The organism is Sphingobium sp. PNB (assembly GCF_019873065.1).
GTDB lineage: Bacteria > Pseudomonadota > Alphaproteobacteria > Sphingomonadales > Sphingomonadaceae > Sphingobium > Sphingobium fuliginis.
The window spans coordinates 1-11982 of record NZ_JAINEZ010000122.1 but is presented as its reverse complement, the minus strand read 5'-3'; the positions used below and the strand labels follow the sequence as shown (position 1 = coordinate 11982).

At 62.8% G+C, this 11982-nt stretch carries 11 protein-coding genes and 3 tRNA genes; 6 read left to right on the top strand and 8 right to left on the bottom strand.

Annotated features, from left to right (window positions below; all coding sequences use genetic code 11):
- Positions 1–5: 5 nt before the first annotated feature.
- The gene (locus tag K7W03_RS24810; protein ID WP_319024343.1) at positions 6–332 is read left to right on the top strand and encodes a glutaminase; all 327 of its coding nucleotides are present in this window, start codon (positions 6–8) and stop codon (positions 330–332) included.
- Here the strand turns inward: K7W03_RS24810 and K7W03_RS24805 are convergent.
- From K7W03_RS24805 to aroA, 7 genes are all read right to left on the bottom strand, one after another.
- On the bottom strand, positions 329–2113 hold the full coding sequence (locus tag K7W03_RS24805; RefSeq protein ID WP_044662091.1) for a cation:proton antiporter: 1785 nt from the start codon (positions 2111–2113) through the stop codon (positions 329–331). The two genes, K7W03_RS24810 and K7W03_RS24805, sit on opposite strands and share 4 nt — an antisense overlap.
- 76 nt (positions 2114–2189) lie before the next feature.
- A tRNA-Leu gene (locus K7W03_RS24800) sits at positions 2190–2275 on the bottom strand.
- Positions 2276–2330: 55 nt separating this feature from the next.
- Positions 2331–2621 (bottom strand): integration host factor subunit beta, encoded by a 291-nt coding sequence (locus K7W03_RS24795; protein WP_025549821.1) that lies wholly within the window; start codon positions 2619–2621, stop codon positions 2331–2333.
- A gap of 168 nt (positions 2622–2789) precedes the next feature.
- Positions 2790–4502, bottom strand: a complete 1713-nt coding sequence (rpsA, locus tag K7W03_RS24790; protein ID WP_044662092.1) for a 30S ribosomal protein S1 — start codon at positions 4500–4502, stop codon at positions 2790–2792.
- 172 nt (positions 4503–4674) lie between these two features.
- Complete coding sequence (cmk, locus tag K7W03_RS24785; RefSeq protein WP_222887599.1) at positions 4675–5310, bottom strand: (d)CMP kinase; 636 nt, start codon at positions 5308–5310, stop codon at positions 4675–4677.
- Positions 5307–5558 carry a CBU_0592 family membrane protein gene (locus tag K7W03_RS24780; RefSeq protein ID WP_007688823.1) on the bottom strand — a complete coding sequence of 84 codons (252 nt, stop codon included), beginning with the start codon at positions 5556–5558 and terminating at the stop codon, positions 5307–5309. Before K7W03_RS24780 ends, cmk begins: the two co-directional genes overlap by 4 nt.
- Entirely contained in the window at positions 5555–6895 is a 1341-nt protein-coding gene (gene aroA, locus K7W03_RS24775) for a 3-phosphoshikimate 1-carboxyvinyltransferase (RefSeq protein ID WP_319024342.1), read from the bottom strand. Before aroA ends, K7W03_RS24780 begins: the two co-directional genes overlap by 4 nt.
- A gap of 149 nt (positions 6896–7044) precedes the next feature.
- Between aroA and K7W03_RS24770 the strand changes: the two genes are divergently transcribed.
- The 5 genes from K7W03_RS24770 to K7W03_RS24750 all read left to right on the top strand — a co-directional run bounded on the left by K7W03_RS24770 (position 7045) and on the right by K7W03_RS24750 (position 9520).
- Positions 7045–7380: a TIGR02300 family protein gene (locus K7W03_RS24770; RefSeq protein ID WP_007688826.1), complete on the top strand. Its 336-nt coding sequence runs from the start codon at positions 7045–7047 to the stop codon at positions 7378–7380.
- Positions 7381–7467: 87 nt separating this feature from the next.
- Positions 7468–7543: transfer RNA gene (locus tag K7W03_RS24765), tRNA-Ala, on the top strand.
- A gap of 195 nt (positions 7544–7738) precedes the next feature.
- A tRNA-Ala gene (locus K7W03_RS24760) sits at positions 7739–7814 on the top strand.
- Positions 7815–8239: 425 nt separating this feature from the next.
- Entirely contained in the window at positions 8240–8968 is a 729-nt protein-coding gene (locus K7W03_RS24755; protein WP_226870485.1) for a phytanoyl-CoA dioxygenase family protein, read from the top strand.
- A gap of 54 nt (positions 8969–9022) precedes the next feature.
- A complete protein-coding gene (locus K7W03_RS24750; RefSeq protein ID WP_137709758.1) occupies positions 9023–9520 on the top strand; it encodes a YcxB family protein in 498 nt (165 codons plus the stop codon).
- 183 nt (positions 9521–9703) lie between these two features.
- Here the strand turns inward: K7W03_RS24750 and K7W03_RS24745 are convergent, their stop codons facing one another.
- Complete coding sequence (locus K7W03_RS24745; RefSeq protein WP_222887598.1) at positions 9704–11980, bottom strand: ATP-dependent helicase; 2277 nt, start codon at positions 11978–11980, stop codon at positions 9704–9706.
- Positions 11981–11982 lie beyond the last annotated feature (2 nt).

The following is an 11982-nucleotide window of genomic DNA, read 5'->3' as shown; positions in this document are numbered from 1 at the left end:
GCGCCATCCGCTGCTCTCCTTCTTGGAAAGCCCATAGAATCAGCTATCAACGCTTCTGTCTACGCCCACCCGCGCACAGGTCTCTCAATGCCCTGATGTTGACCTGCGGCCATTATGACGCTTCGGGCGATTTCGCCTTCCGCGTCGGCATTCCCGGCAAGTCGGGGGTAGGCGGCGGCATATTGGCGATCGTGCCGGGTCGCGCGTCCATTGCCGTCTGGTCGCCTGGCCTGAACGAAAATGGCAATAGCCAGCTTGGCACGCTGGCGCTCGAAGAACTGGCCCATCGCACCGGCTGGTCGGTTTTCAGCCCATCGCAAGGTCCGTCCTAAGGCACCTCATCGGCCCGCAGCCGCCGCAGCTTAGGCGCGGTTTCGAGCTGCGCGGCATCCTTGATGCCCATGCGCAGATCCTCCCGCGTCTGGTGGATGGAGGCGATCACCGGTCCCATCGCCACGCCCAGGTCGACCAGCGCGGTCTCCGCCAGTTGGAGCGAACTTTCGAGCGTCTCCGGAACCGCATCGCTGGCGCCGGCGCGATAGAGCTGGGCCGCATGATCGGTGTCCCGTGCCCGCGCGATGATCGGCAGATCGGGCACCCATCCCCGCACACGCTTCGTCACCCGAACCGACAGGACAGGATCGTCCATCGTCAGGATCAGGGCCCGTGCATGGCCGAGACGAAGCTTGTCGAGCATTTCGGTGCGGGACACGTCGCCGAACAATATGGGATACCCTCCGCGCCGAGCTTCCGCGACGACGTCCGGGTCGGATTCCACGACGATGAAACGCTGTTTGTGCAGGTTGAGCAGGTCGCAGATCATGCGCCCCACGCGCCCGAAGCCGATTACGACGGCGGCCGCCTCGGCATGGTCTTCGTTGATTTCCGGCGCCTCTTCGCCCAGCGCCATTTCCAGCCGCCGCGCAATGTCATGTCCCAGCCGTGCGAGCAGCGGCGTGATGGTAAGGCCGATAGCGGTCACGATCTGCCAGAAGGCTGCGGTGGAAGGAAGGATCAACTGGGCCGCAGCGGCAGCGGACAACACGATCAGGGTGGTTTCCGAAGGGCTGGACATCAGCACGCCGACTTCCAGCGCCACACCCTTCCTCGCGCCCGACAGGTAGAGCAGGGCCGCGGTGACGATCGTCTTGGCAAGGACCACGCCCACCATCGCCAAAATGAGCGTAGGCCAGTTGGCCAGGATGACGCGCACGTCAAGGCCCATGCCGACGGTGATGAGGAAGACCCCGAGCGCCAGTCCCTTGAACGGCGCGGTCATGACCTCGACCTCGCCATGATAATCGGTTTCCGCGATCAGCAGCCCGGCAAGGAGCGCGCCGACGATCGGAGACAGGCCGGCGATCGAGGTCGCCATGCTGGATATGATGACGACCAGCAGGCTGGCGGCCAGGAACACCTCCGGACTCTTGGTGCGGGCGGCCTGGCTGAAGATATGCGGCAGGCAGAGGCGGCCAAGGACCAGCATGATGGCGATGGTGATCCCGCTCTTGATCAGCGTGTCGGCCAGTTCGCCCCACGGGCCGTCCGGACTGGCAGCGACTGAGGGCGCAAGCGCGCCCAGCATGAAGATGATGGGGACGAGGGCCAGATCCTCGAAAAGCAGCATGGAAAAGGCCGCGCGGCCGACGGCGCTTTGCGTGCCCACCATCGGCAGCACCACGGCCGTGGACGACAGTGCCAGCGCGAGGCCCAGGCCGAAAGCGCCTGCCGGTGGCTGGCCCAGCAAGTAAAGGCCAAGTGCAATCAGCGTACCGCCGCCGATCAATTCTGCCGCGCCGACGCCGAATACTTGTGTCCGCATAGTCCAGAGACGACGAAAACTGAGTTCGAGTCCGATGGAAAAAAGCAGCAGGATGACGCCCAGTTCGGCAAAGGGCTCTATCGCCGCCCTGTTGGAAATGGTGACATGATAGAGCCAGGGATATTGGCCCACCAAAGCGCCCAATCCCGACGGCCCCACCGCCAGCCCGACGAGGATGAAGCCGATGACCGGGCTGATCCGCAGCCGCGCGAAGCCGGGGATGACAAGCCCCGCGGCCCCCAGGATGACGAGGGAATCGCTGAAGCTCTGTGGGTTGATCGCGCCGGCCATGACCGATCATCGCCACAAATGCAGCGGATATCCAGCGATAAGCACTGGAAACCGGAAAAGATGCCGTGAAAGGCTGTGGTGCGGACGGCGGGACTTGAACCCGCATTCCCAGGGGGAGGCGGATTTTAAGTCCGCTGCGTCTACCGATTTCGCCACGTCCGCTTGAGGCCGTTACCCCCTGAAGGCTAACGACGCACAGGTCAAGGATGTGGTTGGATCAGTGGGCAGCTTTGCCGTTCAGCCGTTCCCGCATTTCCTTTCCGGGCTTGAAATAGGGAACCCGCTTGGCGTCCACCGGCACCTGTTCACCGGTGCGCGGATTGCGGCCGGTACGCGCGTCGCGCGCCCGTGTCGTAAAGGCGCCGAAGCCCCGAAGTTCCACTCGCCCTCCGCTGGAGAGGCGGTCGACTATTTCCTTGAAGAAAAGATCGACGATCCTTTCCACTTCCTGGAGGTTGAGGTTTGGATTTTCCTCAGCCAATTTCTGAATCAGTTCCGAGCGTATCATTGGTCCTCCAGACTCCCCCTTCTGGTTCCCTGTTTATTTATAATGAATCCTCATGGCTGTGACAATCAGCCAATATCGGTATGTCATTCTCATTTTGGGAATAGAAAAAGCCCGCCGGAGTTAAGTTCCGGCGGGCCATATTACTTAAGTTAGATACCGAAGGAGGGCTTAGCCCTCGCTCTTGGCCTTGAGCGCTTCGCCCAGGATGTCGCCCAGCGAGGCGCCGCTGTCGGACGAACCATATTGCGCCACAGCCTGCTTCTCTTCAGCGATCTGAAGGGCCTTGACAGAGAAGGTCGGCTTCTTGGCGCGGTCGAAACCGGTGACCATGGCGTCGAACTTCTGGCCGATCTGGAAGCGTTCCGGACGCTGTTCGTCGCGGTCGCGGCCAAGGTCGCTGCGCTTGATGAAGCCGGTGGCGCCATCTTCGCCGGCCTGGACTTCCAGGCCGCCGTCGCGGACTTCCAGAACCGTGACGGTGACCGTCTGGTTCTTGTTGAGGCCAGCGGCAGCGGCGGTGGTGCCGCCGGCGGCCGGGCCGCCACGCTCAAGCTGCTTCATGCCAAGGCTGATGCGCTCCTTCTCGACGTCGATGTCGAGAACGACGGCCTGAACCGTCTCGCCCTTGCGGTGCAGGGCCAGCGCGTCCTCGCCCGAAATGCCCCAGGCGATGTCGGACATGTGGACCATGCCGTCCACGTCGCCGTCCAGGCCGATGAACAGGCCGAACTCGGTGGCATTCTTGACTTCGCCCTCGACGGTCGAACCGATCGGGTGACGTTCGGCGAAGCTGTCCCAGGGGTTGTTCTGGGCCTGCTTGAGGCCGAGCGAGATGCGGCGCTTTTCCGGATCGACTTCCAGGACGATGACGTCGACTTCCTGGCTGGTCGAAACGATCTTGCCGGGGTGGACGTTCTTTTTGGTCCAGGACATTTCCGAAACGTGGACGAGGCCTTCGATGCCCGGTTCCAGTTCCACGAACGCACCATATTCGGTGATGTTCGTGACGCGGCCCGACAGCTTCGCACCGACCGGATATTTGGCGGCGGCGCCTTCCCACGGATCGCTTTCCAGCTGCTTCATGCCAAGGCTGATGCGCTGGGTGTCGCGGTTGATGCGGATGATCTGGACGCGGACGGTGTCGCCGATGTTGATCATCTCGTTCGGGTGGTTGATGCGCTTGTAGCTGAGGTCGGTGACGTGCAGCAGGCCGTCGATGCCGCCCAGGTCAACGAACGCACCATAGTCGGTGATGTTCTTGACGACGCCCTCGATGATCTGGCCTTCGGCCAGCGTCTGGATGAGGCCCGAGCGCTGTTCGGCGCGGGTTTCTTCCAGGATGGCGCGGCGCGACACGACGATGTTGCCGCGGCGGCGATCCATCTTCAGGATCTGGAAGGGCTGCGGGATGTCCATCAGCGGGGTGACGTCGCGAACCGGACGAATATCGACCTGGCTGCCGGGCAGGAACGCGACTGCGCCGTCCAGGTCGACGGTGAAGCCGCCCTTGACGCGGCCGAAGATGACGCCTTCCACGCGGGCGTTCTCGGTGAACTCGGCTTCCAGCTTGTCCCAGGCGGCTTCGCGGCGGGCGCGGTCGCGCGACAGCATGGCTTCGCCATGGGCGTTTTCGACGCGGTCGACATAGACTTCGACTTCGTCACCGACCTTCAGGTCGGCCTTCTGGCCCGGCGCGGCGAATTCGCGCAGCGGCACGCGGCCTTCCGACTTCAGGCCGACGTCGATCAGCGCCATGTCGTTTTCGATGCCGGTAACGGTGCCCTTGACGACGCGGCCTTCGAAGCCGCCATCCTCGCCACCGAGAGAATCATTGAGAAGCGCGGCGAAATCGTCGCGCGAGGGGAATGCCGTAGAGGCCATAGGTAAGTCCTTCACTCGTCATTGCTGGCCTACCGGTTGTGTCCGGTGGTCTTTCAGGCCAAAGCGCCCGCAGGGCCGGATACCCATGCGAACATCCGTTCGGCCATGTCGAGTCGACGCCCTGTGGACAAGCGAAAAGGGCGCCTGGGAATCCCCGGCACCCGGCATCGCGTCAGGCCTGTTGCCGACGTTCCAACTGGGCGTCCACCAGTGCAATGGCCTGCTGGACGGCGGCGTCTATAGTCAAATTGCTGGTGTCGAGCAAGTCCGCTCCATCGGCCATGCGCAACGGGGCATGATCGCGGCTCATGTCGCGGGTGTCGCGGGCCTGGATGTCCGCGATCAGGCTGTCCATGTCGGGATGGCCGCCATGGTCGAGCGCGTCCTGATAGCGGCGCTGGGCGCGGACATGGACGCTGGCGGTGACGAAGATCTTGGCGTCGGCATCGGGGGCGATGACGGTGGCGATGTCGCGCCCGTCCAGGATCGCGCCGCCGGGTTGGGTCGCGAAGTCGCGCTGGCGCCTGACAAGGGCCTGGCGGACGCTTTGGTGGATCGATACGCGGGAGGCGAGCGAGCCCACGGCTTCGCTGCGCAGCGCGGGATCTTTCAGCATGGCGTCGTCGAAGTCGCAGGCGGCGAGCGCATCGGCTTCATGGTCCGGGTCGCCGCTGGCCTTGAGCACGGCAAGGCCCACGGCGCGATAGAGCAGGCCGGTATCCAGCACGGGCAGGGCGTAATGCCGGCCCAGCGCCCTGGCGATGGTGCCCTTGCCCGATGCGGCGGGGCCGTCGACGGCGATGATCATGATGCTTTGCCTTTCCGCAGCGCCTTGGCGAGGCCGATCAGGGCGATGAAGGCCCATATGACTTCCAGCGCCATCGACGCGACGTTGAAATGAACCGTCAGCGAGTAGATCAGCAGCACCGCGCCGACCAGGTTCAGCAGGTTGAAGAGGGTGAAGCTCAGCACCTTCGCCATGTTGCTATAGGCATAGGCAATGACCATCAGGCCGCTGCCGATCAGTCCCAGGATATTGGCAAGGTCGAACGTCATGCAAGTGCGCCGAGCGATTGCAGCAAAGCGGTGAAACCCGGGAAGCTGGTCGCGACGGGGCGCATGTCGTCGATGGTGACGCCATTGCTGGACACGAGGCCTGCGACCGCGAAGCTCATGGCGATGCGGTGGTCCAGCTTCGTCGCGACGGGGCCGCCGCCGGGGAGGGGCGCGCCACCGCTGCCCTCTATGACGATGCCGTCCTCCAGTTCCTCGACCTGCACGCCGATGGCGCGCAAGCCTGCCGCCATGGTGGCGATGCGGTCCGATTCCTTGACGCGCAATTCTTCCAGGCCGCGGAAGATGCTGCGCCCTTGCGCCAAGGCGGCGGCGATGAAGGCGACGGGATATTCGTCGATCATCGACGGGGCGCGGGCCGGATCGGGCTCGACGCCCCTCAGCGTCGAGGCCGTGATGACGAGATCGCCCACCGGTTCGCCGCCGACCTCGCGCGGGTTTTCGATGACGATGTCGCCGCCCATCTCGCGCAGCAGATCGACCAGCCCGGCGCGCGTCGCGTTGAGGCCGACATTGGCGATGGTCACGTTCGATCCCGGAACCAGCAGGGCTGCAACCATCGGGAAAGCGGCGGAGGAGGGGTCGCCGGGAACGATGATCGATTGCGGGTGGAGTTCGGCTTCGCCCCTGAGCGTGATGATGCGGGTGCCGTCGGCTTCGACCTCCACGTCGAGGTCCGCGCCGAAGCCCTTGAGCATGCGTTCGCTGTGGTCGCGGGTGGGGATCGGTTCGACCACGCGGGTGATGCCGGGAGTGTTGAGGCCGGCGAGCAGGATGGCCGACTTGACCTGCGCCGATGCCACGGGAAGGCGATAGTCCAGCGGCACGGCCGGGCAGGCGCCGCGCATGGTAAGGGGCAGGCGGCCTCCGGGGCTGGTGGTGAAGCTGGCGCCCATCCGCGACAACGGATCGGTGACGCGGGCCATGGGGCGCTTGCTGAGGGAGGCGTCGCCCACGAAAGTGGCGGTGATGGCGTGGCTTGCGACCAGCCCCATCAGCAGGCGGGTGGAGGTGCCGCTATTGCCCATGTCGAGCGCGCTTTCCGGCTGGAGCAGGCCGCCGACGCCCACCCCATGGATATGCCAGATGCCGTCCGCATCCCTGCGGATGTCCGCGCCCATCGCCCGCATGGCGGCGGCGGTGGCGAGGACGTCCTCACCCTCCAGCAGCCCTTCGACCCGACTCTCGCCCACGGCCAGCGCGGAGAGCATCAGCGAGCGGTGCGAAATGCTCTTGTCGCCCGGCACGGCGATCGAGCCGGAAAGGGCCGGGGCGGCGGTGAAGGTCATGGACATGGGCTGGTCGGAAGAAGCGGTCACGGGTCAATCCGTCTGCAAAACTTGAAAAAATGCGCCCGGCTTTTGACAGCGCGGTTTCGCTATGGCAAGGCGCCGTCTCTTCGCGGGCGACCCTGTCGTGCCGCGTAATTTCTGTTTTGAGCACTCGCAAGAGAAGGACAAGGCCGGACATGGTCAAGGCTGAATGGGGCACGAAGCGTACCTGCCCGAAATGCGCCACGCGCTTCTACGACCTGGGCAAGGATGACCCGGTCACCTGCATCAACTGCGGCACGGCCTGGGAACCGGAACCGGTGCTGAAGTCGAAGCAGCCGCTGCCCTATGAGGAAGCGCCCAAGAAGGTCATCGAAACCGCCGATGGCGAGATCGAGACGGCGGACGACGATCTGGACCTGGATCTGGACGTGGATGATGACGGCGATTCGCCGGACAATGACGTCGATCTGGGCGGTGACGACGATCTGGGCGTCGACGCCGGCGGGGACGATGGCGACGACGACAATTAATTGAATTTTGTGCTTGCCAAGGAGATCACCGCCACCTAATGGCAGCGGCCTCCGAGGCGCCGCCCCAACGGCGCCGACACTGGAAACGGGGCCTTAGCTCAGCTGGGAGAGCGCCTGCATGGCATGCAGGAGGTCAGCGGTTCGATCCCGCTAGGCTCCACCAGTTTTTCGGAAAAAGAAAATGTCCGGGGGACATTTTCCCGAAAAACTCCCGAGCGCAAGCGAGGGGTGTGGCGAGGTTGCAAGTGACCTCGATTAACACTCCAAAGCCACGCAAGGAGTGTTCTATATTTGGCCGATGGCTTGATGCCGGACATGGCCTGATCCATTGGGATGCGGTATGATGCCGCGCAACGATGGGGCCTTAGCTCAGCTGGGAGAGCGCCTGCATGGCATGCAGGAGGTCAGCGGTTCGATCCCGCTAGGCTCCACCAATTTTCCCCTATCATCTGAAGTAGCTCGCCATGGGCCAGCTTCTCGATCCGATCAGGATTGTAGGCTGATGTTTTGCGGCTGATTTCTGCCGCTTTCCGCCGAAGTTCACAGTGTATGCGCGCGTGCGCCCACGCACGCATGCGTGGGACCCCGATGTATCGGACGTTTCAAAGACAGAGCCTGGTAGGCTGGCCGGGGCGGGATAGGACAGGTGGAAAGGGTCGCCTGTGGGGAAATAGGATGCTTTTTGCGTATGTTGTTGCCGTTGGGTTACTATGGCAGATCCTCAGTTGCTCGGTTAAGTCCGAAAGCTGACCGGTGAAAGGAGCGTCCGGAATCGATCATTTCTTGCTGCTCGCACCTCCGTGCAAGCGATCCGAAACCAGACATTGCTGCGGCGTAGGTCAGTGCTTTACATGGTGCGATGAAGCAAGCGGCGCACCTCGATAACCTTACTCTCGCCAAAGACGGGGCACAGCACATTCCCGCCGCTGTATTGCCGCTGCTTCCAGACATATGTGCGGCGTTGCGTGAATTTCCTCATGAGCAGGCAGGCGTTCGTATCCACGGCATCCAAGCCCTCCGGCCTTTTTTGGCTGTGGAAGGCGCAATAGGCGCCGTTGCAGCAGAATTTCTTGGATCGCGATGTCGCCCCGTTCGTGCAATCCTGTTTGACAAAACCGCAGCGACGAACTGGTCGTTGGGATGGCATCAGGACCGCACAATCTGCGTGAAGCGGCGGATCGATGTCGAGGGTTATGGGCCTTGGACGATCAAAGGCGGAATGCAGCATGTCACGCCGCCGTTTGAACTGCTCGCCCGGATGTTGACCCTTCGGGTTCATCTGGACGACGTGCCCGCTCAAAATTCGCCGCTGTTGATTGCTCCAGGCTCTCATGTCCGTGGGCGCATACCGGTCGAACAATATGATGATGTTGTTGCTCAATCCGGCATTTACACCTGCCTCGCCAAGGCTGGCGACGTGTGGGTGTATTCAACTCCCATCCTACATGCCTCGGAGGCGGCGAGCGTCATGGGCCACCGTCGAGTCTGCAGATCGATTATTCGGCAGATGAGCTTGCGGGCGGGCTGGAGTGGCTGGGCGTGTAATGGCGGCGGGCGACCAGAAATTGTCTGTTACCCCGGCGATTGACTTGCTCAAAAGCAGACCTTGCATACCCTTTCAACCGTCGGCATTTAATTGGCAATGCAAACGGTCTCATTTCAAGCCACGCCAGAAGATTTGCTCGGAGCCTATAGGCTCAATTTCCGAGTGACACTCAAGTCAAAACGGGTGATCCGAGCCTATGTAAGTGGGGGCGCAGCGCTTGCCGTGATGGCGATGGCAGCCGCTTGGGAATGGGATATTGCTCCTGTTCCAATTGCCGCTGCAATTGGACTCGGATACTGGATCACGTTGCTTTCGTTGATCTTTTTTTCCGCCTATCTGCGGCTTCCCCGCCAAGTCAGACGCATCTTCGATCAACAAAAGTCCTTGCACGATAATACCACCGTAAAATGGTCGGAAACTGGCATCTCGTTCATTTCATCTCGTGGCCATTCGCAGTTCTCGTGGTCGGATTTCGTTAAAATCGTGAAGGGGCAGGACGCCATCATCCTTCGCCAAAGCGATGCGCTCATGAATTTTATCCCCAGCCGGGCGCTGTCACAGGAGCAATTAGCTTCATTTCCGGTGACGGTGTGAACTACCTGCTGCTCCAATGGCGTCCAATGCTCGGGCCTGCTTTCCTGTTTTGGTTGTCTGAAAGCTGCCAGTCGGCAATCCACCCATCTTTATCATTCCCATATAAAACGGTACCTGCCACCGCTATTTCATCCGGTATCTACGATATTGGACGGCGGTCTTGAGAAAAGGCTCGATTGACGGCTAGGCAGGCTGGACGAAGCTGTCCATCACCCGCTTCCGACCCGCCGTTTCGAAATCGATCTCCAGCTTGTTGCCTTCTATCTCCGCCACCGTGCCGTAGCCGAATTTCTGGTGGAAGACGCGCAGGCCGACGCTCATGTCATCCCGCCCCTTGTTGCCGAGCGAGACCGCCGATGCGCGCGCCTCCACGATCCGGGCGGGTTCGCGGGTGAACTGTCCGCTCTGTTGGGCGCGCTGCCATCCGGGGCCGCGACCGGCGCCGCGCTGGACATTGGCGAAGGGATCGGCCCGCTCCGACCAGTTGGCGCGCCAGAGCGAGGCGCCGCCGGACATGCTGCTTTCCTCCTCCACATGTTCGGGAGGCAATTCCCCGACGAAGCGCGAAGGGATGGAGCTGGTCCACTGGCCATAGATGCGGCGGTTGGCGGCGTGCAGGATGACGCAGGACTTCCTTGCCCGCGTGATCGCGACATAGGCGAGACGGCGTTCTTCCTCCAGGCTGTTGAGGCCGCCTTCGTCGAGCGCGCGCTGGGAGGGGAAGATGCCTTCTTCCCACCCCGCGAGGAAGACCGTGTCGAACTCCAGCCCTTTGGCGGCGTGGATGGTCATGATCGTGACCTTGCGCTCGTCCTGTTGCGCCTCATTGTCCATGACGAGGCTTACATGCTCCAGGAATGCGCCCAGCGTCTCATATTCCTCCATGGCGCGGGTCAGTTCGTTGAGGTTCTCCAGCCTTCCCGCGCTTTCGGTGGTGCGTTCGGCCTGGAGCATGGCGGTGTAGCCGCTTTCGTCCAATATCTGTCGGGCCAGTTCGGCATGAGGAAGTTGCACCGCGCGGTCCCGCCAGCGGGCGAGATCGCCGATGAAGGCGCCAAGGCTGCGGCGGGCCTGCGGCGTCATCTCGTCCGTGTCGAGGATTCGCGCGGCGGCGAGGGCAAGCGGAACGCCTTCCGCCCGGGCAAGCCGATGCAGCTTTTCCACGGCCTTGTCGCCCAGGCCGCGCTTGGGGACGTTGACGATCCGTTCGAACGCCAGGTCATCGGCCGGCTGATTGACCAGGCGAAGATAGGCGAGCGCGTCCCGGATCTCGGCGCGTTCATAGAAGCGGAAGCCGCCCACGATGCGATAGGGCAGGCCGATCTGGATGAAGCGGTCTTCGAACTCGCGCGTCTGGTGCTGGGCCCGGACGAGGATGGCGACCCCCTCCAGCGATTGGCCGCTGCGTTCGATCGATTCGATCTCGTCGCCCACGCGCCGCGCTTCCTCCGGCCCGTCCCAGACGCCGATGATGCGGACCTTCTCGCCCACGTCGATGTCGGTCCAGAGCGTCTTGCCCAGGCGATTGCCATTTTCCGCGATCACTCCTGACGCAGCGCCCAATATATGGGGGGTCGAGCGATAATTCTGTTCCAGCCGCACGATCTTCGCGCCGGGGAAATCCTTTTCGAACCGCAGGATATTGGCGACTTCCGCCCCCCGCCATGAGTAGATCGACTGGTCGTCGTCTCCCACGCAGCAGATGTTCTTGCGCTGCTGGGCGAGCAGGCGCAGCCACAGATACTGGCTGCTGTTGGTGTCCTGATATTCGTCCACCATGATATAGCGGAAGCGCTGCTGATAGCTTTCCAGCACGTCGCGATGGCGTTTCAGGATCGTCAGAACATGCAGCAGCAAGTCCCCGAAATCGCAGGCATTCACATCCCGAAGACGCGCCTGATAGGCGGCGTAGAGTTTCTGCCCCTTTCCGTTGGCATAGCCCTCGCTCTCGCCGGCGCCGATTTCCTCCGGCGTCAGCCCCTTGTTCTTCCATTGGTCGATGAGGCCGGCGAGCTGGCGTGCGGGCCAGCGCTTCTCGTCGATTCCCTCCGCCTGGATGAGCTGCTTCATCAGGCGAAGCTGATCATCCGTGTCGAGGATGGTGAAATTGGATTGCAGCCCCACCAGTTCGGCATGGCGGCGCAGCATCTTCGCGGCGATGGCGTGGAAGGTGCCCAGCCAGGGCATGCCTTCGACGGCGGGGCCGATCATCCGGCCGACGCGCTCCCGCATTTCGCGCGCCGCCTTGTTGGTGAAGGTGACTGCGAGGATTTCCGAAGGATAGGCCCGACGGGTGGCGATCAGATGGGCGAGGCGAGCGGTGAGCGCCGCCGTCTTGCCCGTGCCGGCGCCTGCAAGCACCAGCACCGGCCCCTCGGTCGTGAGCACGGCCTCCCGCTGGGGTTCGTTCAGCCCGTGGAGATAGGCGGGATCGTCGGGGGAGGGGGCGGGCAGAGTCATGC